The following is a 23,258-nucleotide window of genomic DNA, read 5'->3' as shown; positions in this document are numbered from 1 at the left end:
TTAAGTTGTATACAATCGATGTCGCTTGAAAGGGAGCTGCAACCGTCATGACAGACCAGGCCGCCGTCGAGCGTGCGCGCACCGAACACTCTGCCCAGAGCGAGAAGCTGCCTTACGCTGCGCTGCTGGCGTTCGCCATGACCGGTTTTATCGCCGTGCTCACCGAAACCCTGCCGGCCGGGTTGCTGACGCAGATCGGCGCTGGGTTGCAGGTCAGTGAAGTGTGGGCCGGCCAGCTGGTTACGCTCTATGCCCTGGGCTCGATCGTGGCGGCCATTCCGCTGACTGTGGCGACTCGCGGCTGGCGGCGTCGGCGAGTGCTGATGATGACGGTGTGCGGATTTCTGTTGTTCAACACAGTCACGACGTTCTCCAGTCACTACGGGCTGACCCTGGTGTCGCGCTTCCTGGCGGGCATGGCGGCGGGCCTGGCGTGGGGCATCATGGCCGGTTACGCCCGGGGGCTGGTCACCCCGCGCCTGCAAGGTCGGGCGCTGGCGATCGCGATGCTTGGCACCCCGGTCGCGTTGTCGCTCGGCACACCTGCCGGGACCTGGCTGGGTAACCTGATCGGCTGGCGCGCCTCGTTCGGCATCATGTCGGCCCTGGCGTTGCTGCTGGCGGCCTGGATCATGGTCGCCGTGCCTGACCGTCCCGGCCAGCCCTACACCGAGCGCCTGCCCCTGGCCAAGGTGTTCAGCATGAAGGGCGTGCGTCCTGTGTTGTTTGTGGTGCTGACGTGGATGCTGGGGCATAACATTCTGTACACCTATATCGATCCGTTCCTGACCCAGGCGGGCCTGGGTGAACGGGTGGACCTGGTGCTGCTGGTGTTCGGTGTCAGTTCGCTGGTGGGTATCTGGGTGATTGGCCTGCTGGTGGACCGTTGGTTGCGCCGGTTGGCACTGATCAGCCTCGCGGTTTTTTCGCTTACCGCGCTGGTGCTGGCCATGGCTGCGTCGTCGCCCTGGGTGGTGTATGGCTGCATGGCGGTGTGGGGGCTGTCATTTGGCGGGTCGGCAACGTTGCTGCTGACGGCGGCTGCAGATTCTGCGGGCGAGAACGTTGATGTGGTGCAGGCGATGCTGACGACTTCCTGGAACGTGGCCATTGCCGGGGGCGGACTGTTCGGTGGTCTGCTGCTGGACCGGGTGGGCGCGATGGCGTTTCCCTGGGCGTTGCTGATTTTGTCGCTGGTGGCGTTTGCTACGGTTTTTGTTAATAGCCAATACAGCTTCAAGCCGGGGCGGCGGTCGCACTGACCTGCAATGATCCGAACTCATTCTGTGGGCGCAACGCTTGCCTGCCGCGGCTGCCTGCGTCGCACCCCTGTGGGAGCAAAGCTTGCTCGCGATAGCGGTCCGCCATTCAACATCATTGCCGAATCGATATAACCATAGTCCGCATTGATATAAGTAGTTATAAGAAAAATCGCTATGCTGCGGACCAGTTTTTTCCTGCGGTTTGTTTGGGCGATTTATGGACTTTGGAAACCTCGGGTTAGTCGTTGCAGGCTTGGTAGTCGGTTTTATTGTCGGCATGACCGGCGTCGGTGGCGGGTCGTTGATGACTCCTATCCTGCTGTGGTTCGGCGTCAATCCCGCCACAGCGGTCGGCACTGACCTGCTGTACGCGGCCATCACCAAATCCAGTGGTGTTCTGGTGCACCGCAAAAACAAGAATATCGACTGGGCGATCACCGGCTGGCTGACCCTCGGCAGTGTCCCGGCAGTGGTCATGACATTGTGGTTCCTGAGCACGCTGCACAGCTCTCCGGATGCCATGAATGCCGTTATCAAACAGGCCCTGGGTTTCGTACTGTTCGCGACGGCACTGGCAATTTTCTTCAAGAAACGCCTGCTCGATTTCGCCCACAAACGTGCTGGCGGCAACTACAACCCGAGCGGTCCGCGCCTCAATGTGATGACCGTCATCACCGGTCTGGTCCTCGGCACCATGGTCGCACTGACGTCCATCGGCGCTGGCGCGCTGGGCACCGTGGCCTTGTTCATCCTCTATCCGCTGCTGCCAACCCGGCGCCTGGTGGGCACCGAAATCGCCCACGCCGTACCGCTGACCCTCGTCGCCGGCCTTGGCCACGCGAGCATGGGCAACATGGACTGGCACGTGCTGGGCTATTTGTTGATCGGCTCGCTGCCGGGTATCTGGCTGGGCAGTCACCTCACCGGACGGATCTCCGATGAAGTGCTGCGACCTTGCCTGGCGACCATGCTGGTATTGATCGGTTACAAATTGGCGTTCTGAGTGAGCCGTGCGTCAGGCCTTCTGGATCAGACGCTTCATCACAGTGATGCCGAGCCCCTCGTCATCGACCGTATGCTCGACAACTTCCCAACCCAGCCTGGCATACAGCGACTGGGCCTGGTCGGTATAGAGATACAACTCGGCAATGCCCAGTGCTGCCGCTTCGTCGACAATACGGTTCACCAGCGCCTAGGCAATGCCCCGGCCGCGATGCTCGACCTTCACATACACTCCAGCCAGCCACGGCGTCAGATCCGGGCGGGAGTCGAGGTCGCTGTCGATCAGCAGGGCGCCGCCGAGCAATTGTGCACCTTCAATGGCGACCACAACCGAGGGCACTGCACCTTTGCCACAGGCCGCCCGCATGCGCACGGTTCTGGCTTGCAGTGTGTCGCCGGGACGGTATTGACCCCACTCGTTGAAATTGAGTTCGGCCAACTCGGGGATGAGTGCTGGGTGGTCGCAAAGGTAGTCGATTTGCATGGCGCTTGAAGCTCCTTTTCATGACGCTGGCTTGTCGTGCGCCGACCATGGAATGTTCGTTTCAAGTCATCAACTGCGCACAGGATGGCGGTTGCGCAATAATCGCCCTGACCTAAGCTTTGAACAAAGCGAAACATTATTGCGGTGCTTCACCCGGAACAATCACCGCGATGCGCAATCATTAGAGCGTGGATTACAAAAGGAGATGCGCATGCTCATCAGGTCTTTGACCCTGACTACCTTGCTGGTACTCGCCGGCCCCTTGCTCGCCGCTGACGGCGATTCACCGCTGGACATGGACAAGGGCCGCTCGCGTCCGCTGATCGTGATCGCGCCCAGCACGGTGGACCCGACGTGGGTCAGCCTGAAAAAATCCCTGGAAGAGCCCGACAACAAAAAAGGCTTCACCGACCGCAACATGGTGCTTTATTCGGTGATCAACACCATGGGCCAGCGAGAGGGTAAAGACCTCGACCCGCAAAGTACGATGGCGCTGATTCGTGCACTGAAGATGGGGGCAGGGGCGCAGACCAAGGTCATTCTTGTGGGCAAGGACGGTGAGAAGAAGCTTGAGCAATTGGGGACGGTAAACCTGAAGGAGATTTTCAGCACCATCGATGCCATGCCGATGGCTGAAAAAGAAGCGGCGGCAGCGGCGGTGGCGGCACCGGCCGAAGCCGAACCGGCCAAAGGCGCCAAGGGCGCGAAACCTGCCAAACCGGCTAAACCCGCCAAGCCACCTGAAATGCCCGACGACTGACACAAAAATGGGCGACCTGCACAGGTCGCCCATTTTAGTGTTCACACGAAAGGTGGATTCGATCAGTGTGCCAGCACGCTCAGAACCGAGTGAGCGATCTTGACCCTGTCCGGGATTGGAAAGTTCTTGTTCGCCAGAATCACGATGCCTATCTCCTTGGAGGGCACCAACGCCGCATAGGCCCCAAAGCCGCCAGTCGAGCCGGTCTTGTTGATCAGTACATTCTGCGGCTGTGGTTGCGGGGGGTTAAGCCACTTGACTTGATGCGCCTGCATCGCCATTTCCGTTGAATTCCCGGCCAGTAGCTGGTCGAGTGTGATGGGGTAGCTGTACAGCTCCCAACCCAGCCCCTGAGTCATGTTTGCGACGGTGTAGTAGCCGGTGTGGGTGGTAGCGATAGCCTGTTGCATCGGCGCTTCCAGCTTCGTCGGCCGCATGTTTGCCTCGACATAGCGCAGCATGTCGACGGCGCTGGTTTTGACCCCATACGCCTCGGAATCGAGCGCTCCCGGGCCGACTCTGACCGGTTTATCCTCCTTGTTGTAGCCCTGGGCATACAGTGCCATTTCGGCCTGGGGGACCTTGAGCCAGGTGTGGGAAAGGCCCAGTTTTGGCAGCAAGGTCTGTTCCATCAACTGGTCAAATGGCGCCCCCATGCTTTGCGCGGCCAGGTAGCCAAAGAGCCCGAGGCTGGGGTTGGAATATAGTCGATGGCTGCCAGCGTCATAGGTCGGTTTCCACTGCTGGAAATAGCCGATCATCTTGTCTGGCGAGTCGGCATTTTCGGGGAACTGCAACGGCAGGCCACCGGCGGTATACGTGCCCAGTTGCAGCACGCTGATGTTGTCGAAGGCGCTACCTTGCAATGCCGGGAGAATCTGACTGGCCTTTGTGGACAGGGACAATTTGCCGCTGGCCTGGGCGTAGGCGGCCAGGGTCGCGGTGAAGGTTTTGCTGATTGAGCCTATTTCGAACAAGGTGTTTTCAGTGACCGCCTTGCCGGTTTCCCTGGAGGCTGCGCCGAAGTTGAAATAATGCGCCTGGCCCTTGTAGGTGACGGCTACCGCCATGCCCGCGATGTTTTGTTGCTGCATGACGGGGGTCACGGCGGCCTTCACGGTTGCTTCGATTTGTTGATCGGAGGGGGCGGCGGCGATGCAGTGGGTCGTGGCGAGGAGGAGTCCGAATGCGCTGCAGGCCAGGGTTTTGCTGAGGCTGGAGGTGTGCATGAGGTGTGGTTGTCCTTGGTGTTTTTGCACAGTGTACAGGCTGGGTGGGGAGTGAATCCTGAGCAAGCAACGCTTTGCTCTCACAGGTGTCACTTCCCGCAAGCCCAGGAAACGGATCTGTACACCGCCAAAAAGCCCTAGCGCATCAGACACGGCCGCTTGTTATCGAACTTCCAACCCGGAATCAGAAACTGCATCGCCACGCTGTCGTCCCTCGCACCCAGGCCCATGCCTTTATAAAGCTCATGAGCCTTGGCCAATTGATCCTCATCCAGCTCAACCCCCAACCCTGGCTTCTTCGGCACCTGCACGCAGCCGTCGACGATTTGCAGAGGTGCTTTGGTCAAGCGCTGGCCGTCCTGCCATATCCAGTGCGTGTCGATGGCGGTGATGTCGCCCGGCGCGGCGGCCGCGACGTGGGTGAACATCGCCAGAGAAATATCGAAGTGATTGTTGGAGTGCGAGCCCCAGGTCAGGCCCCACTCATGGCACATCTGCGCCACCCGGACCGAGCCCTGCATCGTCCAGAAGTGCGGGTCGGCGAGGGGGATGTCCACCGATTGCAGCTGGATCGCATGGCCCATTTCCCGCCAGTCGGTAGCGATCATGTTAGTGGCGGTTTTCAAGCCCGTGGCACGGCGGAATTCGGCCATCACTTCACGGCCCGAATACCCGTTTTCCGCTCCGCAAGGGTCCTCGGCGTAAGCGAGCACATGATGCTGATCCCTGCACAGGCGAATCGCTTCTTTCAACGACCATGCGCCGTTAGGGTCCAGGGTGATGCGTGCGTCAGGGAAGCGTTCGGCCAGGGCCGTCACGGCTTCGATTTCCTCATCCCCTGACAACACGCCGCCTTTAAGCTTGAAGTCCTTGAACCCGTACCGCGCATGGGCGGCCTCTGCCAGGCGGACCACGGCGTCGGTGCTCATGGCCTTTTCGTGACGCACCTGGAACCAGTCGTTATCCGCGTCCGGTTCGCTGCGGTAGGCCAGGTCTGTTTCGGTGCGATCACCCAGGTAAAACAGATACCCGAGCATCTTCACTTCATTGCGCTGCTGACCTTCGCCGAGCAGGGCGGCGACCGGCACTTCCAGATGCTGACCAAGCAGGTCCAGCAGCGCGGCTTCCAGGCCGGTCACCGCGTGGATCGTGATGCGCAGGTCGAAAGTCTGCAGACCGCGACCACCGGCATCGCGGTCGGCGAACGTCTGTCGCACCTGATTGAGGATCTTCTGATAGGTGCCGATCGGGCTCCCCACCACCAGCGATCGAGCGTCTTCCAGCGTCTGGCGAATACGCTCGCCACCGGGTACCTCACCGACGCCGGTGTGCCCGGCATTGTCCTTGAGGATCACGATATTGCGCGTGAAAAACGGGCCATGGGCGCCGCTCAGATTGAGCAGCATGCCATCGTGGCCTGCCACCGGCACCACTTGCATACTGGTGATGATCGGGGCTTTTGCGGTGTCTTGTGTGTGCATTTTCTTGTCCTTATGACCGGGTTCAGGCGTGGTTTGGCGCAGGGTCCAGTACAACGTCGGGAGCGGGCTTGGGTGTGTTGCGTGCGGCGAAGACGATGATCGCGGCAATGATCGAGGTGGCGGCCAGGCCGTACAGACCGCCCTGGATCGAACCGGTGTGCTCTTCCAGCAGGCCGAAGGTGGTGGGCGCGACGAAGCCGCCGAGGTTGCCCACCGAGTTGATCAGGGCAATCACCCCGGCAGCGATCCGTGCATCCAGATAGGCCTGGGGGATCGGCCAGAACAGCGAAGAAGCCGATTTGAAACCCAGTGCCGCGAAACAGATCGCGACGAAGGCGAAGACCGGCCCGCCTGTGGTGGACATGAACATCCCTGCGGCGGCAATCAGCAACGCGGCGGCCACCCAGGCTTGCTGGTGTTTCCATTTGGCTGAGAGGGACGCGAAGGCATACATGCCGATGATCGACAGTAACCAGGGGATCGAGTTGAAGAAGCCGACCTGGATGTCGCTGAGGTCGCCCATCTTTTTGATGATGCTCGGCAGCCAGAAGGTCGCGGCGTAGATGGTCAGCTGGATGAAGAAGTAAATCACGCAGAACAGGATAATCTGGCGGTCCTTGAGCAGCTTGCCCAGTGACGGCTTGATCGGCGTTGCTGCTTCGCGAGCCAGTTGTTCATCGTCGATGGCCTTGACCAGTGCATCCTGTTCGTCGCGGCTCAGCCACTTGGCGTCGTGCGGTTTGGAGTCCAGCCAGAACCAGACGAACACGCACAGGCAGACGGAGAACATGCCCTCGATGAAGTACATCCATTGCCAGCCGTGCATCCCCAATCCGTTGATTTGCAGGAGGAGCCCCGACAGCGGGCCGGAAATCAGCGAAGCAATGGCTGAGCCGCTGAGGAAGATCGCGATTGCTTTGCCGCGCTCCACGCCTGGCAGCCAGCGGGTGAAGTAGTAAATCACCCCGGGGAAAAATCCGGCTTCGGCTACGCCCAGCAGGAATCGCAGGATGTAGAAGTGGGTTTCGTTCTGGATGAATGCCATGCATGCGGCTACAAGGCCCCAGGTCAGCATGATGCGGGTCAGCCAGATACGTGCACCGACTTTCTGCAGGAGGATGTTGGAGGGGACTTCGAACAGCGCGTAACCGATGAAGAACAGGCCGGCACCAAGGCCGTAGGCAGCAGCGCCGATGCCCAGGTCGTGTTCCATGTGGGCGCGGACGAAGCCGATGTTTACCCGGTCAATGTAGTTGACGATGAACATGATGACGAATAGCGGCAAGACGTGGCGTTTGACTTTCGAGATGGCGGAACTCAGGACCGGATCGGCGGCCTGGTTCATCCCGTTTATGGATGATTTCACAGATTTTCTCCCACTGATTATTTTTATGCGGGGTGGAGCTTCCTGTTGCGTTGATAGACATCATACAACTGCTATTTTTACGCCTGCAAGGTGTTCTGCTCAGTAAAATGGCAGAAATAGGTGGTATTTTTTAATCTTTAGCGGAGGTGCTGGCGCTGTAATTAGCTATTTTCCAGGGTTTTGTTGAGTGTTGTCATACAAGCTGACCGTCTTTGCCAGAGATTCCCGAGCAGCGCAGTGCTACGATTGCAGCAGTTCCGCTTTCGGATGACGCCATGCAAGAAGACCTCGAAGCACCCGCTCGCAAGCGCACCCATAACCTGGCCCATGACCTGGTCGCCAAGCTGACCCAGAGCATCCTGCTGGGGCAGATGCAGCCAGGGGACAAGCTGCCGTCCGAGAACTCGATCGTGCAGGAACACGGGGTCAGTCGCACCGTGGTGCGCGAGGCAATCTCCAAGCTGCAGGCGTCGGGTTATGTCGAGACACGTCACGGCATCGGTACCTTCGTGCTGGAGCGCGAGACGCAGCAGGGCCTGCGATTGAACGTCGATACCGCGCTGGGGGTGCGCAGCATCCTGGAGCTGCGCATGGGGCTGGAAACCCAGGCCGCCGCGTTGGCAGCTATGCGCCGTTCGGATCAGCACCTGGTGCAAATGCGCCAAGCGCTGGACGACTACCAGCGCTTGCTGGCGAATAGCGACAGCTGCGTTGAAGCCGACAGGCGTTTTCACCTGCTGATCGCCGCAGCCACCGGCAATGCCTGCTTCAGTGAAATCATGCAGCACCTGGGTAACGCGATGATTCCTCGAACCCGGGTCAACGCCGCCGAACGCGGCGCGGCGGACTTGAGCAAGCTGGGCCTGCTGGCCAACCTTGAGCATGAGGCAATCCTCAATGCGATCAAACGCCAGGACACTGACGCGGCGCGCGCTGCCATGTGGTTGCACCTGACCAACAGTCGCGACCGCTTTCTCGCCGATCACACCTGACCGTCCGTCTCGCCGACAGCACGCGGCGCCCGCACCCGTTTCCAACAAGTACGGCCCAGATTTGCTGGACCTCATCAATGAGGTGCGTCATGGCTAACGAAACGAACTTCCCCGGCACAACCCCCAACACCGACCCCGCCAGACCCATGCCCGGCACGGATGAGCGGTTGATGGATCACGATGCGCCCCCTGGCATGGACCCCTCGCGAGATCCGTCCGAGGCGGATGCGGATCGTCCTGAAGACTGGATGGACCCCACTGCGGACGAAGACATGCCGCCAGCGGATGAACCTTCGCCGCTGTCAGATGATCGTCGCTAAATGGCACCAGGCGACCGTGCCGCATTAATGAGTCGTTGTATTCGCAAGCCTGACGGCATCTGCCTGTCAGGCTTTTTCTTTGGGTGAAAATGTTTGGCGGGCGGGGCTGTCAGTTCCCCGGGGTCTATCGATCTCCATCTATGCTTTATCCACAAACGGATGGCACTCGCGCGGACCGTGGTGGACTAAGCATCAGGTCGCGAACTTGCGGCCTGTGGACTGACATGGATCGGACATGAACGAAAAGACGCTACAGAATAAATCGTTGGTGATACTGCTGTTCGTGGTCACCGCCGCCTTCATCTGGATCCTGCTGCCATTTTATGGTGCGGTGTTCTGGGCGGTGATTCTGGGAATTGTGTTTGCACCCTTGCAGCGCCGCCTGCAGTTGAAGTTTGGCTGGCAGCGCAACGTGACCTCGCTGTGTACCCTGAGTGTGTGCCTGGTGATCGCGATTTTGCCGGTGATCATCATCAGTGCGTTGCTGGTGCAGGAAGGCGCGGTGTTCTACAAGAGTGTGGAAAGCGGCGAGCTGGATATTGCGGCCTATGTGGCCCAGTTCAAACACAGCCTGCCGACGTACTTCCAGCACTTGCTCGACCGCTTCGGCATGGGCGAGCTGAACGGCTTGCGGGAAAAACTGGTGAAGAGCGCAATGACCGGGGGCCAGGTCCTGGCATCCCAGGCCTTCAGTTTTGGCCAGGGCACGTTTGAGTTCGTCGTGAGTTTTTTCATCATGCTGTACCTGCTGTTCTTCTTCCTGCGCGACGGCCCCGAGCTGGCGCGCAAGGTTCGCGCGGCAGTGCCGCTGCAGGAACACCAGAAACGCCGGCTGCAGCTCAAGTTCAATCGCGTGGTGCGCGCGACCGTGAAAGGCAATCTGTTGGTGGCTGTCACGCAGGGCGCTCTGGGCGGACTGATCTTCTGGTTTCTGGATATTCCGAGTGCGTTGCTGTGGGCGGTGCTGATGGCGTTTCTGTCGCTGTTGCCGGCGGTGGGGGCGGGCATTGTCTGGGGGCCGGTGGCCGCTTACTTCCTGCTGACCGGGGCAATCTGGCAGGGCGTGGTACTGGGGTTGTTCGGGGTATTCGTCATCGGCCTGGTGGACAACGTGCTGCGTCCAATCCTGGTGGGCAAAGACACCAAGATGCCGGACTACATGATCCTGATTTCAACCCTGGGCGGCATGGCGGTGTTCGGCCTCAATGGCTTTGTGATCGGGCCACTGATCGCCGCGCTGTTCATGTCGAGCTGGGCGATCTTCAGTGAAACCAAGCCGCGGGTGCAATTGCCTTAAGCACTCAGGCGGCCATGGTCGATACGTTGCGACAATGCCTGTGCGGCCGGCAGTGAAGTCAGCGGGCCGCTGATTGGTTCACCGTCCTGCACAAGATACCAACAAGCCAGCAGACCCAGCTCCCTCAAAGGGGCGGGGACTGCGCTGCCAACTACGGACATGATCTGGACCTGGGACATAACTACCTCCATCAATCGATGGAGCTACCTTACGGGCCCGGCGCCGACAGGAACAATCAACGCTCTCGATAGTCGTCATTGACGCGAGTGAGTGCTGCGTTCAGTCGACCACCAGGTCCAGCATATGCACCACTTCCTGCTCATTGAGCAGCCCCTTGCGCACCAGGTTTTCGGCCAGCAGCGAGAGGAACTTGGCGTTGCGGTGGCCTTCCAGGTTCTTGAGTTCGGTCAGCGTGTCATACACCTTGCTGGAGGTGCACAGGCCGACATTGCGATGCGGATTCTGTGTGGGCATGAGGTCGTCCTTGTTGTTATCAACCTGCTATTGGCGGACAGGCCCAAGCTTGCGGACCTGACATGACATAAATATGACTGTTTTACCCAAAGTGGGGAAAGAGGATCGATTCAATCTTGCCGAATTTGCTTGCAAGCGCTGTTCCGACAGCGACCTCGGCAACATCGATCCAGACCTGAACCGATCAGCGGGCACAAAAAAGCCCCGTTTTGAGGCGGGGCCTGATGGGTCTGTCAGTAGTGCGGGCGGCCGTAATAACCACGGGGCGGGCCGTAATAGCCGCGCGGTGGACCGTAGTAGCCGCGGGGCGGACCGTAGTACACCGGCGCTGGCTGATAGTAGACCGGCTGTTGAACGTAGACCGGCGCCGGCTGGTAATAGACCGGTGGCGGCTGTTGCACATAAACCGGCTGTGGTTGGGCGTAGACCGGTTGCTGCACATACACCGGCCGGTTGGCGTTGATCAGGGCCGAACCGACGATGGCCGAGCCCACGATCGCACCAAATACCGCTGGACCTTGCCAACCGCCACCACCGCCATGGGCCTGTGATTGCCCTGTGACCGCGAGAGCGCCGATCAGCAAGGCCACTGTGGAGATTTTACGGATCATGATAATTCCTCGGTTCTTCGACCCGGCGCTTGTGTCTGCAATAGACTCAAGGATTGTCGCGGGGATACATCTAAGACAGCACTTTTTGCAAAATCAGCACAGCCGCTGGGTAAATTTTGTGTAAGGTCTGTACCGGCTTGTCGACGGTCCCGTTCCCAGCGAACGCTGGCCTTTATGATCGAACAGAACAGGATGGAATGGCCAATCCCGTCCATCTGAAAGTGCACTTGATGGAGATTTTTTCATGCAGATGAACCCCAACCGAGATACCCAGCTGTGCATGTCCCTTTCAGGGCGTCCGGGGAATTTTGGCCTGCGTTTTCACAATCATCTGTACGAGCAGTTGGGCCTGAATTTTTACTACAAGGCGTTCAGCAGCCAGGATTTGCCTGGTGCGGTGGGCGGCATTCGCGCTTTGGGCATCCGTGGCTGCGGGGTGTCGATGCCGTTCAAGGAGGCCTGCATCGCCCTGGTGGATGAGCTGGACGCATCGGCTGCGGCCATCCAGTCGATCAATACCATCGTCAACACCGATGGCCACCTCAAGGCTTACAACACCGATTACATCGCCATTGCGCAGCTGCTTGAAACTCATCAGGTGCCCAAGGATTCGACCTTCGCCCTGCGCGGAAGCGGCGGCATGGCCAAGGCGGTGGCGAGTGCGCTGCGCGATGGCGGTTACAGCAATGGCCTGATCGTCGCCCGCAACGAACAGGCCGGGCGCGCCCTGGCAAATTCGCTGGGCTATGAATGGCAAGCAGAGCTGGGAAATGAGCGGGCGCAGATGCTGATCAACGTCACACCGATCGGCATGACCGGTGGGCCGGAAGCCGAGCAACTGGCCTTTGCGGCAGATGCGATTGAAAAAGCGCAAACCATCTTCGATGTGGTGGCAATCCCCTCGGAAACGCCGTTGATCGTGCGCGGACGTGCCGAGGGGAAGCGAGTGATCACAGGGCTTGAAGTGATCGCCATCCAGGCGCTGGAGCAGTTCGTGCTGTACACCGGCGTGCGGCCGACGGATGAGCAGTTTCGCCTGGCGGTAGAGTTCGCGCGCAGCTGACGTGCCAGCGCGGGGGGCGTCATCCCCCAATTGATAGGGAGCAATGCGCCCGTAGGAACTGCCGAAGGCTGCGATCTTTTGATCTTGATTTCATAATCGTTCTAAATCAAAGATCAAAAGATCGCAGCCTTCGGCAGGTCCTACATGGAAAACGCATCTTCCGTGTTGTTCAAGTCAGGGAAACGCATTTTCCGGGTGTTCAAGTCAGGAACATACATTCGTCAGGTTATTCCAGGCGGGAAAGGCGCTCTTCCAGCGCGGCAATCCGCGCTTCCAGCTCTTCGATCCTTTCCACCGAAACGCCACCGCTCGAGCCGCGTTCCGCAGGGTTATGCCGTGCGGCCAGAATCACCTCGATGTCCGCCGGATCCCCCAGCGCGTGCATGTAGCGGTCCTCGCGCTGTCCGGCCTGGCGCGGGATCAGCAGCGCCAGCCCGCGTGCGATCAGGCGTTCCAGTTGATGCACTACCTGCTCGGCGTCTTCGAAATCATGCATGCGACCGCTGCGGGTCAGCAGTTCATTGACCGTTTGCGGGCCGCGCAGAAACAACAGTCCCGCCAGGATCACTTGTGCCGGCACCAGTTCCAGCGCCTTGTCGACCTTATGCTCCCAGCGGTCGGCGCGGCTGCCCATCACCAGTTTGGTGAAGCCGCGACCTTCCAGCGCGCGCAGGCTCTGGCCTACCTGGCCCTGGGTGAGGTTCATCACCGGCTCGCGGCTGGTTTTCTGGTTGCAGGCAATCACCAGCGCATTAAGCGTCAGCGGGTAGGTTTCCGGGCTGGTCGCCTGTTTTTCGATCAACGAGCCCAGGATGCGGATTTCCGTGCTGTTGAGCCGCGGTTCGTCGAGGGTCGTTTGTTGTTCAGTGCTCATTTTTTTTCTATCCCTAATTGGCAGTCGGGTCGGCAACCACGACTCATCCCCATGTGAATCGAGCCGGGAATCTTGCGCTAAAGAGACTATCCCGAATCTGCGGCAGTGGCCAATGGACACGCATGCATGCACATCAGCGTGTCGATCCGTTCCAAGGCTATAATCGCCCCCACGTTTCCCTACTGTCATCACACGAGACTGCCATGACCATTTCCCTGTACGACGCCTCCATCCCGGTTTTCACGCAAATGCTCACCGCCCTGAGCGACGTTCTGAAAAAAGCTGAAGCTCACGCCAGCGCAAAGAACATCGACCCGAACGCGCTGCTGCAAGCGCGCCTGTTCCCGGACATGTTCCCGCTGGTGCGCCAGGTGCAGATCGCCGTTGATTTCGCCAAGGGCGTGTCCTCGCGCCTGGCCGAGATTGAAGTGCCGAAGTACGAAGATACCGAAACCACCTTCGCCGAGTTGCAAGCGCTGCTGACCAAGGTGCTGGGCTACATCGGCGAAATCAAACCCGAGCAGATCAACGGCCAGGAAGGTATCGAGATCGTGACGCGTCCGGGCACGCCTAAAGAGAAGCGCTTCACCGGCCAGGCCTACCTGCTGACTTACGGCTTGCCGCAGTTCTTCTTCCACGTCACCACCGCTTACGCCTTGCTGCGTCATAACGGTGTGGAAGTGGGCAAGCGCGATTACATGGGCGCGTTCTAAGCTGCCCAGGCACAAAAAAGCCCGCCAGGGTTTGCGCCTTGCCGGGCTTTTAGTTTTAAAGTCAAAAGATCGCAGCCTGCGGCAGCTCCTACAGTGGATTTGTGTTCGCCCTGTAGGCGCTGCCGCAGGCTGCGATTTTTTGCTGTTCAGCTTTACGCCAGTCTCTGAGCCTTCTCTTCTTCACCCAGACAAGCGGCCGCAGTAAACAAGACATCCGTCGACGAATTCAACGCAGTTTCCGCCGAATCCTGAATCACCCCGATGATAAAACCGACCGCCACCACCTGCATGGCGATCTCGCTCGGGATGCCGAACAGGCTGCAGGCCAGCGGAATCAGCAGCAGCGAACCACCGGCCACACCCGAGGCGCCGCAGGCGCAGATGGCCGCGACCACGCTGAGCAGAATGGCGGTGGGTATGTCCACGGCAATGCCCAGCGTATGCACGGCAGCCAGGCTCAGGACGGTAATGGTGATCGCCGCACCCGCCATATTGATCGTCGCGCCCAGCGGGATCGAGACCGAGTAGGTGTCTTCGTGCAGGCCCAGGCGCTTGCTCAACTCCAGGTTCACCGGAATATTAGCCGCCGAACTGCGGGTGAAGAATGCGGTGATGCCGCTTTCCCGCAGGCACATCAGCACCAGCGGGTAAGGGTTGCGACGCAGTTTCCAGTAGACGATGGCCGGGTTCATCACCAGCGCCACGAACAGCATGCAACCGAGCAGGACCGCCAGCAGGTGCAGGTAGCCGACCAGGGCACCAAAGCCCGAGGTGGCCAGGGTCGAGGCCACCAGGCCGAAAATCCCCAGCGGGGCAAAGCGGATCACCATGCGCACGATCAGGGTCACCCCGTTGGACAGGTCGCCCAGTACCTCGCGTGTGGTGTCGCCCGCATGGCGGATGGCCACGCCCATGCCGATCGCCCAGGCCAGGATGCCGATGAAGTTGGCGTTCATCAGCGCGTTCACCGGGTTGTCCACCACACTCAACAGCAGGCTCTGCAATACCTCACCGATTCCGCCAGGTGCCGTTACGGCCACGTCCTGGGTGGAGAGCACCAGGCTCGACGGGAACATCATGCTGGCAACGACCGCGACCACCGCCGCAGCGAATGTGCCCAGCAGGTACAGGAACAGGATCGGCCGGATGTGAGTCTCCTGGCCGTGCTTGTGATTGGCGATCGACGCCATGACCAGCACGAACACCAGTATCGGCGCGACTGCTTTCAGCGCCGAGACGAAGACCTTGCCGATGAATGCAGTGGACTTCGCCACGTCCGGCGCGAGCAGCGCCAGGGCAATGCCGGCGATCAGGCCGATGATGATTTGGGTAACCAGGCCGGTGCTTTTCAGGCGGTGCAGCAGGGAAGGGGATGAAGGGGTCATAAAGCGGGCATCTCTGATTTTTTTAGGTGCGGGCTAGCCGACGAACAGGGTGTGCATATCGCGGGGCGCGGACTTTATCACAGCGTAGGCTCGATCCTTCAGACCTGTGACGATTGGCCGCCCGGTTGTTCAACCGGTTTTGCAGGTTCGTGCATCCCGGTGCGCAAACACTTCTGGTAGGATGGCCCATCCTCATTTTCAAGTTCTGCCAGTGGGCCTTCGGGCTAGCGCTGGTGTCGTCGTTTTCCTGGAGTTCTGCATGCTGTTGCCCATCCTTCTGTTGTCGGCCGCCGGTTTCACCGTGCTGACCACGGAGTTCATCATCGTCGGCCTGTTGCCGGCAATCGCTCGAGACCTGGCTGTCACCATCCCGCAAGCGGGCCTTCTGGTGACCCTGTTCGCCTTCACGGTCGCTGCATTCGGCCCGTTCCTGACCGCGTACTTCGCCCGGTTCGAACGGCGAAAATTGTTTATTTCGGTATTGATCATGTTTGGCCTGGCCAACACGCTCGCCGCGTTTGCCCCCAACATCTGGGTGATGGCCGCTGCGCGCCTGATTCCGGCGCTGGGGCTGCCGGTGTTTTGGGCACTGGCCAGTGAAACGGCAGTGGACATCGTGGGCCCTGACTTCGCCGGGCGGGCAATCGCCAAGATCGGCTTTGGCATCGTCTGCGCCACGGTATTTGGCATCCCGGTGGGCACGCTGATTTCCGATGCGTTCGGCTGGCGCAGTGCCTTCGGCATTCTGGCGGTGATCGCGTTTGCCAAGGCATTGCTGCTGTTTATCTACCTGCCCAGGACCAGCCTGCATCAGCACCAGGTCAGTTTCCGTTCGCAATTCAAGATCCTGCGCAGCCCGTTGATGATCGGCCATGTGCTGTTGTCGATCCTGGTGTTCAGCGGCATGTTTACCGCCTACACCTATCTGGCGGATATCCTCGAGCGGCTTGCGGGTTTCAACGGCACCCTGGTCGGCTGGTGCCTGATGGGCTTCGGTGCGGTCGGTCTGATCGGTAACTCCCTGGGCGGCCGTGCCGTGGATCGCCATCCGCTGATTGCTTCGGTGATGTTTTGCGCATTCATGATTGCCGGCATGGTGACGCTGGTGCCGAACATTCATTCGACCCTGGGCCTGGCGGCGGCGATGGGGATCTGGGGCGTGACCCAGGCTGCGTTGTTCCTCGTCAGCCACGTTCGGCTCATGAAGGCCGCCCCCGAAGCGCCAGCGTTTGCCGCGTCGCTGAACATCGCCGGGGCCAACCTCGGCATCGGCCTGGGCGCCATGGTGGGTGGTCGCGTGATCGACAGCGTTGGCCTGCAAGGCCTGGGGTTCGCCGGGGCGGCGTTTATCCTTGCCTCGATCTTGCTGGCCATCGCCCTGATGACCTTCAAACCCAGGGAAGTTTGCGCCTGAAAGCTTAAACCCCGGGAAACAGCTCTCGTCGGGCGCCTTCGGTAATCGCAACGATACCGGGGTGCTTGACCTTGCGCTCCACCGAGATAGCGTAGAACGATTCGGTGACCGCATCCGTCTGGCCGATCAACTCCACGCCATATTGGCGTCTGACTTCATCGGCGATCACGCTGGGGCCGATGAAGATCCCGCTGCCGGATTGCCCGAAGGCCTGCATCAGCGCGCTGTCATCGAACTCGCCGACAATTCTTGGCTGTATCTGCTGCTCGGCGAACCAGCGCTGCAAGCGACTGCGCACCACGGTTTCCGGCCCGGGAATCAGTAGCGGGGCACCGTGAAGGCTGCGGGGAAAATCCTGGCCGTATTGCGCCGCCAATTGCGCAGTGGCGAAGAAGCTGATGCCGCACTCCCCGAGTTTCTGGCTGTAGCCCTTGATGTCGAGGTGCGAGGGCATGGGGCTGTCGGAGATCACCAGGTCCAGGCGCTGGATCGCCAGGTCGGCGAGCAGGCGTTCGAGTTTGTCCTCGCGACAGGTGATGCGCATCGGCTCGCTCAACTCCATGGTCGGCGCGATCAGGCGGTAGACGATGGATTTGGGTACCACGTCCGCCACCCCTACCCGAAACAGAATCTGTTGTTCGTTGGGCTGGGCGCGCAGCATCAGCTCCAGTTCGCCACCCAGCTGGAACATTTGCTCGACGAAGGGCAGGGTCTGGCGCCCGGCTTCGGTCAGCTCCAGCTGCCGGCCGACGCGCTGGAACAGTTCGATCCCATAGGTTTGTTCCAGCAGCGAGATCTGCCCGCTGATGGTCTGCGGCGTCAGGTTGAGCTGTTCGCAGGCACGCACAATGCTGCCGGTTTTGGCCACGACCCAGAAATAGTGAAGCTGGCGATAATTGAGCATGTCGATCAACAGTTCGTTAAAACCGAAGTATAACAGCCAAAAATACGAATTTTACTGAACTGTTTCGGTCTCTAGAATGCAGCGCTATCAACGGGCCACTGTATTGGCTGCGTTTGTTCTAACGAGGAAATTTCATGAAGTTTAAAACCACTGCGTTGTTGGTCGCGTCTTTACTGTTACTGGCGGGCTGCGACCAGGCTGAAAAAAGCGCTCAGCAGTTGATGGGCAAGGCCGCTGAGACTGCCAAACAGGCTATCGACGATACACATAAAGCTGCAGAGCAAGCGATTAGCGACGCCACCGGCGGTTTGATCAGCAAGAAAGAATCATCGGCCGAAGAAAAAGACGACACTGAATCTTCGTCCCAGGAAATCTAAACCGTCTCAACGAGTCAGGACTGACCCATGGAATATCTTTTAGAACTTGCTGTAAGCCCTACCGCCTGGGTTGCCCTGGCTACGCTGGTGGTGATGGAGATCGTGCTCGGCATCGATAACCTGATCTTCATTTCCATTTTGACGAACAAACTCCCCGAGCAGCATCGGCAAAAAGCACGACGCATCGGTATCGGCATGGCGCTGATCCTGCGCCTGGCACTGTTGAGCACCATTGCGTTCATCGTCCAGTTGACGGCACCCGTGATCGAAATCCTCGGCCACGCGTTCTCCTGGAAAGACATGATCCTGATCGCCGGTGGCCTGTTCCTGTTGTGGAAGGCGACCACTGAGATCCATCACAGCATGGACCCGGCGCCGGAAGATCCAAAGTCGGCGACTTCCACCGTGACGCTTGGCTTTGCGGCGGCCATCGGGCAGATCCTGATGCTGGACCTGGTGTTCTCCATCGACAGCATCATTACCGCTGTCGGCATGACCGAGCATTTGCCTATCATGATCATCGCGGTGGTGGTGTCGGTGCTGGTGATGTTGCTCGCGGCTGATCCCCTGGCCAAGTTCATCAACGACAACCCGACCGTGGTGATGCTGGCGCTGGGCTTCCTGATCATGATCGGCATGACGTTGATCGCCGAAGGCTTCGGCGCCCATGTTCCAAAAGGCTATGTGTATGCGGCCATGGCGTTCTCGGCCACGATCGAATGCCTGAACATGATGTCGCGACGGGCCAAGCAGAAGCGTGCGACTGCTGAAGCTTGACGCTGACTGAAAACGCAACGGCCGCCTGGTAATCAGGCGGCCGTTTTTGTTTGTTGAACCCTGGCCAGTCAGTGCGCAGAGACGGATTTGCGGGGCTGCGCCAGGGGTGCAGGTTGCACCGGGTGGTGATGGCGGCGGGCAATACGCAGCACGCCCCACAGCATGGCGGCCGCGACCGCCAGCCATCCGGTTACCAGCATCAGTATGATCATTGCCAGGCTCATCAGTGCCTCCTCTTTGCCCTGCTTCGGGCAACCACTCTTGCTAAATGACAGTCTAGCCGTTGCCATGTTGCAGGCTATTGACCAAAGGTCGCCTGTCACCAACCAGTTCGCTCTATCGAAGTGCCGCTACTGGCACTTGAGGCTATACCCTGGCTGCCTGTCGCCCTATGATCGACGACCTGGCCGGTCGATCGATTGCCGGCATTTGCACAAGAGAGAGATGATGGTACGGGTATTTCCTCGAATTATGGCTGCAGCACTGTTCGCCTGGAGCCTTGCGAGCCTGACTGGCTGCGCCGGCAGCGTCTCGCCGCAAATCAAACGGCTGCCGGAACGGGTCGAGCTCAGTGGCACCTTCTATCGCGGGCAGACCCATCAAAGCGGTCCGCAGGTGCTGGCCAGCCTGCTGTCGCAACAGGGCATCGCGATCACGCCCGGTTTGCTCGACAAGCCGCTGCGTCTGCCGGGTGCCGAGGCTCAGCTGCAGCAGAACATGGTCAACCTTGCCCGGGAATATGGCCTGGTGGTCTACCCCCTGGACGACGATCTGCCAGCATTGCTCACCCAGGTGGCCGCCGGTTATCCGGTGATGGTGCGGTTCAACGAAGGCTCGGCGTTCTGGGCTGGGCCGCGCTACGCCATTCTGTCGGGGTACAACACCCAGAAGCAGACCGTTCTATTGCGCGCCGGGATAGATCGCCGGACGCTGATGAGCTTCAGTTCATTCGAGTCGGCGTTCAAGGACGGCGGCGGCTGGGCGGTACTGCTTCAGAAGCCGGAGCAGATCCCTGCCGATGTCGATCAGCAACGCTGGCTGAAGGCAGCTAACGATCTGGCCCAGGCCGGTCAGGAGCAAGCTGCCGCGCGGGCGAAGAGGGCGCTGGGCTCTCAGTAGTCCGTTCGTCATCTGCCGGGCACCGTCGCGCGTCGCACGCCTCTGAAGTACAAGGCCCGGGTTTTCCGGGCCAGACCAAGGAGGCGCCCATGGCACATTCAAATACTCCCGCCGGCCCGCATTCATCGGAGCATTCGTCCGGTGATGACCTGGGTTTTGATCCTGATTCGCCTGACGCTGCAGACCCGCAAGTCGATCCCGTCGGGCCCGCCATCGCGCCGCTGGACAAGGATCCGAACAAGGACGAGAAGGCACCGGCCAAGCCTTACGACCCGCTGAGTGACCTCAAACCCTGATTTTCTGTGAGGTGCGTATGTCTACCGATTCGAGTTTCAATGACAAGCGTCCGGACAGTGTCCCGACTACCCCTGAGGACGATATCGACCCCGTCCTGGATCCGGACAGTCCACAGCGCGATCCAATGGCGCGTCCGCTGGTGACGCCGGCCGAACACCACAGCGATCCAAGTGCGGGAGATGGCATTCCGGATGATGACCAGATGCCGCTGCCAAACGACTGATGGCAGGTAATAAAAAGCCCCGAACGATCGGGGCTTTTTTTGCGGCTGCGTTTATTTGGACGCCTCGACCACACCGCTCTGGCGGCTCTTCAGGTTCTTCTCCGACTTGTATTGCAGCGCCACCGACGGCACGTTCGCGCCCTTGCCGGTTTCTACCCAGCTGCGAATCCGGCTGGCATCGGCGAAATGAGTGTATTTGCCGAACGCATCGAGTATCACCAGGGCGACCTGGCGATTGCCCATGGTCGTCACCAGCACCAGGCAATGTCCGGCCTGATTGGTGAAACCGGTCTTGGTCAGGCGGATGTCCCAGTTCGGCTTGTTCACCAGGTGGTCGGTGTTGCGAAAGCCCAGGGTGTAGTTGGGTTTGCGGAACGACACGGTTTTTTCCTTGGTGGTGCTTAGCGTCGTCAGCAGCGGGTACTTGTGGGCGGCCACCAGCAGTTTGCTCAGGTCCCGCGCTGTCGAGACGTTGCGAGGGGAAAGGCCGGTGGGCTCGACAAAGTGAGTGCTGGACATGCCCAGGGCCTTGGCCTTGGCGTTCATGGCGGCGATGAACGCGACGTAACCGCCCGGGTAGTGATGGGCGAGGCTGGCCGCGGCGCGGTTTTCCGAAGACATCAGGGCAATGAGCAGCATTTCCCTGCGCGGCATTTCGCTGTTGAGCTTGACCCGGGAGAACACGCCTTTCATTTCCGGCGTGTCGCTGATGTTGATGGAAATGTATTCGTCCATGTTCTGGCGCGCTTCAACCACCACCAGCCCCGTCATCAGCTTACTGACAGAGGCGATGGGCACGACCACGTCCGGATTGCTCGCATAGATGACTTTGTTGGTCTGCATGTCCATCAGCAACGCGCTGCCGGAGGCGATCTTCAGGTGTGTGGCATCCCGAGGCGCCGAGGTGGTTTCGGCGGCGTTGACCGATGGCGTGATGAATGTCCCTGTAACTGCAAAAACCAGGGTCAGGATGGAAAGACGGATTTTCACGCTGGCAGACTCATAAGAGGTGGATAAGCCGTTTTGTAACGGGCTATTTCTTAAAACCGACGCATTTTAGGAGTATGGCTGAAGAACTGTCGATGGTTGATCAAATAACAGGTGAAAGTCCTTGAAAAGACGTACAAAACAGCGGGTTTCCGGCGAATGGTAGGTTGGGTTCGGCGAATACAAAAAACCCCGCCATTGGCGGGGTTTGTTGGCTCAGCTTGCACGGCACAAAACGCCATCAGCCATGCAGGGTTTCTGCTGCGTACAGGGTGTTTTCCAGCAGGCACGCACGCGTCATCGGACCTACGCCGCCAGGCACCGGGGTGATCCAGCCGGCGCGGGGCAGGGCGGTTTCGTAGATCACGTCACCGACCAGCTTGCCGTCGTCCTGACGGTTGATGCCGACGTCGATAACGATTGCGCCTTCCTTGATCCACTCGCCCCGGACCAGCCCCGGCTTGCCGGCGGCGACCACCACCAGGTCAGCGCGGCCGACGTGGCCGGCCAGGTCCTTGGTGAAGCGGTGGGTGACCGTCACGGTGCAGCCGGCCAGCAGAAGTTCCATGGCCATCGGGCGACCGACGATGTTCGATGCGCCTACGACCACCGCGTCCATGCCGTACAGGTCGACGCCGGTGCTTTCCAGCAAGGTCATGATGCCTTTGGGTGTGCACGGGCGCAGCAGCGGGATGCGCTGGGCGAGGCGGCCGACGTTGTAAGGGTGGAAACCGTCAACGTCCTTGTCCGGGCGAATGCGTTCCAGGAGCTTGGAAGCGTCCAGGTGTTCCGGCAGGGGCAGTTGAAGCAGGACGCCGTCGATTGCCGGGTCGTCGTTGAGGCGATCGATCAGCTGGGTGAGTGCTTCCTGGGTGGTTTCTGAAGGCAGGTCATAAGCTTGGGACAGGAAGCCGACCTCTTCACAGTCTTTACGCTTGTGCGAGACATAAACCTGAGAGGCAGGATCGCTGCCGACCAGGATCACCGCGAGACCGGGCGTGCGCAGGCCTTGCTGGCGACGCTCGGTGACGCGTTTGGCGATCTGCTGGCGCAGGCTGGCGGCGATCGATTTGCCGTCGATTAGTTGTGCAGTCATTGCGCGTGATTAACCATCGAGAGGGGAAAAAAAGAGAACGCATTCTCGCATGTCATGCGGTGAGGGCAAAGGCGCTTGGTCTGCAAATTCCTCTAACCCCTTTAATTAAATGAATTTTTTTTAAAAAGGATTTGACGCCCTTTGGGGCGGTCTATACTATTCGTCGCACTTGTCGGGCACAGCCTAGCACTGGTTAAGAAGGTTGAGCGGAGTTCCGATTCTGCGAGACTGGAAAGCACTTAGTTTGTAGTCGTCCAAGAGTACAGATTAACAAGGCGCCCGTAGCTCAGCTGGATAGAGCATCCGCCTTCTAAGCGGATGGTCGCAGGTTCGAGTCCTGCCGGGTGCGCCATTAGGCAGCTTTGGCACAAGTAGCGCGATATGGTGGGCGTAGCTCAGTTGGTAGAGCACGGGATTGTGACTCCCGTTGTCGAGGGTTCGATCCCCTTCGTCCACCCCATATTTCAAAAGGCGCCAGATTAACAGTCTGGCGCCTTTGCTTTAACAGCTTCAACCCGCGGATGTGGTGGAATTGGTAGACACACTGGATTTAGGTTCCAGCGCCGCAAGGTGTAAGAGTTCGAGTCTCTTCATCCGCACCAAATAAAGCTTCAGTCATGCCGCTTGGCTTGAGTGGGGTTCGACGAGAAACTCCGGTTCACTTGTCATGCTACATGGTGGGCGTAGCTCAGTTGGTAGAGCACGGGATTGTGACTCCCGTTGTCGAGGGTTCGATCCCCTTCGTCCACCC

General features: G+C 59.6%; 28 protein-coding genes and 4 tRNA genes. 18 read left to right on the top strand and 14 right to left on the bottom strand.

Going from position 1 to position 23,258, the window contains the following annotated elements; genetic code table 11:
* Positions 1-47: 47 nt before the first annotated feature.
* Positions 48-1,262, top strand: a complete 1,215-nt coding sequence (locus AAEZ09_RS18985) for an MFS transporter (RefSeq protein WP_350600349.1) — start codon at positions 48-50, stop codon at positions 1,260-1,262.
* Between the two features lie 217 nt (positions 1,263-1,479).
* Positions 1,480-2,265 (top strand): sulfite exporter TauE/SafE family protein, encoded by a 786-nt coding sequence (locus AAEZ09_RS18980; RefSeq protein WP_045060964.1) that lies wholly within the window; start codon positions 1,480-1,482, stop codon positions 2,263-2,265.
* Positions 2,266-2,277: 12 nt separating this feature from the next.
* Here the strand turns inward: AAEZ09_RS18980 and AAEZ09_RS18975 are convergent, their stop codons facing one another.
* Both AAEZ09_RS18975 and AAEZ09_RS18970 read right to left on the bottom strand, forming a co-directional pair.
* Positions 2,278-2,448: a GNAT family N-acetyltransferase gene (locus AAEZ09_RS18975; protein WP_350600348.1), complete on the bottom strand. Its 171-nt coding sequence runs from the start codon at positions 2,446-2,448 to the stop codon at positions 2,278-2,280.
* A 6-nt stretch (positions 2,449-2,454) separates the two neighbouring features.
* Entirely contained in the window at positions 2,455-2,748 is a 294-nt protein-coding gene (locus AAEZ09_RS18970; RefSeq protein ID WP_350600346.1) for a GNAT family N-acetyltransferase, read from the bottom strand.
* A gap of 211 nt (positions 2,749-2,959) precedes the next feature.
* Between AAEZ09_RS18970 and AAEZ09_RS18965 the strand changes: the two genes are divergently transcribed.
* Positions 2,960-3,508, top strand: a complete 549-nt coding sequence (locus tag AAEZ09_RS18965) for a DUF4174 domain-containing protein (RefSeq protein WP_045060966.1) — start codon at positions 2,960-2,962, stop codon at positions 3,506-3,508.
* Between the two features lie 62 nt (positions 3,509-3,570).
* On the opposite strand, the gene ampC is transcribed toward AAEZ09_RS18965, so the two are convergent.
* The 3 genes from ampC to AAEZ09_RS18950 all read right to left on the bottom strand — a co-directional run bounded on the left by ampC (position 3,571) and on the right by AAEZ09_RS18950 (position 7,584).
* Complete coding sequence (gene ampC / locus AAEZ09_RS18960; protein ID WP_350600345.1) at positions 3,571-4,737, bottom strand: class C beta-lactamase; 1,167 nt, start codon at positions 4,735-4,737, stop codon at positions 3,571-3,573.
* Positions 4,738-4,874: 137 nt separating this feature from the next.
* A complete protein-coding gene (gene gudD, locus AAEZ09_RS18955) occupies positions 4,875-6,218 on the bottom strand; it encodes a glucarate dehydratase (protein WP_350600343.1) in 1,344 nt (447 codons plus the stop codon).
* A gap of 22 nt (positions 6,219-6,240) precedes the next feature.
* Complete coding sequence (locus AAEZ09_RS18950) at positions 6,241-7,584, bottom strand: MFS transporter (protein WP_350600342.1); 1,344 nt, start codon at positions 7,582-7,584, stop codon at positions 6,241-6,243.
* A 275-nt stretch (positions 7,585-7,859) separates the two neighbouring features.
* On the opposite strand from AAEZ09_RS18950, the gene AAEZ09_RS18945 reads away from it, so the two are divergent.
* From AAEZ09_RS18945 to AAEZ09_RS18935, 3 genes are all read left to right on the top strand, one after another.
* A complete protein-coding gene (locus AAEZ09_RS18945) occupies positions 7,860-8,576 on the top strand; it encodes a FadR/GntR family transcriptional regulator (protein WP_350600340.1) in 717 nt (238 codons plus the stop codon).
* Between the two features lie 89 nt (positions 8,577-8,665).
* A complete protein-coding gene (locus tag AAEZ09_RS18940) occupies positions 8,666-8,896 on the top strand; it encodes a hypothetical protein (RefSeq protein WP_350600339.1) in 231 nt (76 codons plus the stop codon).
* A gap of 235 nt (positions 8,897-9,131) precedes the next feature.
* Positions 9,132-10,193 (top strand): AI-2E family transporter, encoded by a 1,062-nt coding sequence (locus AAEZ09_RS18935; RefSeq protein ID WP_350600338.1) that lies wholly within the window; start codon positions 9,132-9,134, stop codon positions 10,191-10,193.
* Here AAEZ09_RS18935 and AAEZ09_RS18930 read toward each other — a convergent pair.
* From AAEZ09_RS18930 to AAEZ09_RS18920, 3 genes are all read right to left on the bottom strand, one after another.
* Entirely contained in the window at positions 10,190-10,372 is a 183-nt protein-coding gene (locus AAEZ09_RS18930; RefSeq protein WP_045060243.1) for a hypothetical protein, read from the bottom strand. The two genes, AAEZ09_RS18935 and AAEZ09_RS18930, sit on opposite strands and share 4 nt — an antisense overlap.
* Positions 10,373-10,472: 100 nt before the next feature.
* Entirely contained in the window at positions 10,473-10,667 is a 195-nt protein-coding gene (locus AAEZ09_RS18925; protein WP_045060244.1) for a hypothetical protein, read from the bottom strand.
* A gap of 233 nt (positions 10,668-10,900) precedes the next feature.
* Positions 10,901-11,278 (bottom strand): hypothetical protein, encoded by a 378-nt coding sequence (locus tag AAEZ09_RS18920; RefSeq protein ID WP_045060245.1) that lies wholly within the window; start codon positions 11,276-11,278, stop codon positions 10,901-10,903.
* A 244-nt stretch (positions 11,279-11,522) separates the two neighbouring features.
* Between AAEZ09_RS18920 and AAEZ09_RS18915 the strand changes: the two genes are divergently transcribed.
* Positions 11,523-12,341, top strand: coding sequence for a shikimate 5-dehydrogenase (locus tag AAEZ09_RS18915; protein ID WP_205892483.1), 819 nt, complete (start codon positions 11,523-11,525; stop codon positions 12,339-12,341).
* 226 nt (positions 12,342-12,567) lie between these two features.
* Here the strand turns inward: AAEZ09_RS18915 and AAEZ09_RS18910 are convergent, their stop codons facing one another.
* Positions 12,568-13,215 carry a YceH family protein gene (locus AAEZ09_RS18910; protein ID WP_122839356.1) on the bottom strand — a complete coding sequence of 216 codons (648 nt, stop codon included), beginning with the start codon at positions 13,213-13,215 and terminating at the stop codon, positions 12,568-12,570.
* Positions 13,216-13,418: 203 nt separating this feature from the next.
* On the opposite strand from AAEZ09_RS18910, the gene AAEZ09_RS18905 reads away from it, so the two are divergent.
* Positions 13,419-13,928, top strand: a complete 510-nt coding sequence (locus AAEZ09_RS18905; RefSeq protein WP_045060247.1) for a DUF1993 domain-containing protein — start codon at positions 13,419-13,421, stop codon at positions 13,926-13,928.
* Positions 13,929-14,080: 152 nt separating this feature from the next.
* Here the strand turns inward: AAEZ09_RS18905 and sstT are convergent, their stop codons facing one another.
* Positions 14,081-15,313 (bottom strand): serine/threonine transporter SstT, encoded by a 1,233-nt coding sequence (gene sstT, locus AAEZ09_RS18900; RefSeq protein WP_045060154.1) that lies wholly within the window; start codon positions 15,311-15,313, stop codon positions 14,081-14,083.
* 259 nt (positions 15,314-15,572) lie between these two features.
* Here sstT and AAEZ09_RS18895 point away from each other — a divergent pair, with 259 nt between their 5' ends.
* The gene (locus AAEZ09_RS18895) at positions 15,573-16,727 is read left to right on the top strand and encodes an MFS transporter (RefSeq protein WP_045060155.1); all 1,155 of its coding nucleotides are present in this window, start codon (positions 15,573-15,575) and stop codon (positions 16,725-16,727) included.
* Between the two features lie 4 nt (positions 16,728-16,731).
* Here the strand turns inward: AAEZ09_RS18895 and nhaR are convergent, their stop codons facing one another.
* The gene (nhaR, locus tag AAEZ09_RS18890; RefSeq protein ID WP_045060156.1) at positions 16,732-17,631 is read right to left on the bottom strand and encodes a transcriptional activator NhaR; all 900 of its coding nucleotides are present in this window, start codon (positions 17,629-17,631) and stop codon (positions 16,732-16,734) included.
* A 134-nt stretch (positions 17,632-17,765) separates the two neighbouring features.
* On the opposite strand from nhaR, the gene AAEZ09_RS18885 reads away from it, so the two are divergent.
* Together AAEZ09_RS18885 and AAEZ09_RS18880 are read left to right on the top strand one after the other, a co-directional pair.
* Positions 17,766-18,008 (top strand): hypothetical protein, encoded by a 243-nt coding sequence (locus AAEZ09_RS18885; RefSeq protein ID WP_045060157.1) that lies wholly within the window; start codon positions 17,766-17,768, stop codon positions 18,006-18,008.
* Positions 18,009-18,035: 27 nt separating this feature from the next.
* Positions 18,036-18,785, top strand: a complete 750-nt coding sequence (locus tag AAEZ09_RS18880; RefSeq protein ID WP_045060158.1) for a TerC family protein — start codon at positions 18,036-18,038, stop codon at positions 18,783-18,785.
* Positions 18,786-18,853: 68 nt separating this feature from the next.
* On the opposite strand, the gene AAEZ09_RS18875 is transcribed toward AAEZ09_RS18880, so the two are convergent.
* Positions 18,854-19,009 (bottom strand): hypothetical protein, encoded by a 156-nt coding sequence (locus AAEZ09_RS18875; protein WP_350600335.1) that lies wholly within the window; start codon positions 19,007-19,009, stop codon positions 18,854-18,856.
* 223 nt (positions 19,010-19,232) lie between these two features.
* Here AAEZ09_RS18875 and AAEZ09_RS18870 point away from each other — a divergent pair, with 223 nt between their 5' ends.
* The 3 genes from AAEZ09_RS18870 (at position 19,233) to AAEZ09_RS18860 (ending at position 20,424) form a co-directional block, all read left to right on the top strand.
* Entirely contained in the window at positions 19,233-19,904 is a 672-nt protein-coding gene (locus AAEZ09_RS18870; protein ID WP_350600333.1) for a C39 family peptidase, read from the top strand.
* Positions 19,905-19,993: 89 nt separating this feature from the next.
* Positions 19,994-20,200, top strand: coding sequence for a DUF6021 family protein (locus AAEZ09_RS18865; protein WP_045060160.1), 207 nt, complete (start codon positions 19,994-19,996; stop codon positions 20,198-20,200).
* Positions 20,201-20,217: 17 nt separating this feature from the next.
* Complete coding sequence (locus AAEZ09_RS18860; protein WP_205892485.1) at positions 20,218-20,424, top strand: hypothetical protein; 207 nt, start codon at positions 20,218-20,220, stop codon at positions 20,422-20,424.
* Between the two features lie 51 nt (positions 20,425-20,475).
* On the opposite strand, the gene pbpG is transcribed toward AAEZ09_RS18860, so the two are convergent.
* Both pbpG and folD read right to left on the bottom strand, forming a co-directional pair.
* Positions 20,476-21,414 carry a D-alanyl-D-alanine endopeptidase gene (gene pbpG, locus AAEZ09_RS18855; protein ID WP_045060162.1) on the bottom strand — a complete coding sequence of 313 codons (939 nt, stop codon included), beginning with the start codon at positions 21,412-21,414 and terminating at the stop codon, positions 20,476-20,478.
* A 238-nt stretch (positions 21,415-21,652) separates the two neighbouring features.
* Complete coding sequence (gene folD / locus AAEZ09_RS18850) at positions 21,653-22,507, bottom strand: bifunctional methylenetetrahydrofolate dehydrogenase/methenyltetrahydrofolate cyclohydrolase FolD (protein WP_045060163.1); 855 nt, start codon at positions 22,505-22,507, stop codon at positions 21,653-21,655.
* Positions 22,508-22,782: 275 nt separating this feature from the next.
* Between folD and AAEZ09_RS18845 the strand changes: the two genes are divergently transcribed.
* The 4 genes from AAEZ09_RS18845 to AAEZ09_RS18830 all read left to right on the top strand — a co-directional run bounded on the left by AAEZ09_RS18845 (position 22,783) and on the right by AAEZ09_RS18830 (position 23,257).
* A tRNA-Arg gene (locus tag AAEZ09_RS18845) sits at positions 22,783-22,859 on the top strand.
* A gap of 32 nt (positions 22,860-22,891) precedes the next feature.
* Positions 22,892-22,967 (top strand) — tRNA-His (locus tag AAEZ09_RS18840).
* Positions 22,968-23,024: 57 nt separating this feature from the next.
* A tRNA-Leu gene (locus AAEZ09_RS18835) sits at positions 23,025-23,109 on the top strand.
* Between the two features lie 75 nt (positions 23,110-23,184).
* Positions 23,185-23,257, top strand: a tRNA-His gene (locus AAEZ09_RS18830).
* Position 23,258: the final 1 nt, after the last annotated feature.

Source organism: Pseudomonas sp. 65/3-MNA-CIBAN-0223, from assembly GCF_040310425.1.
Classification (GTDB): Bacteria; Pseudomonadota; Gammaproteobacteria; order Pseudomonadales; family Pseudomonadaceae; genus Aquipseudomonas; species Aquipseudomonas gregormendelii.
This window is presented reverse-complemented; position numbering and strand designations above follow the sequence as displayed.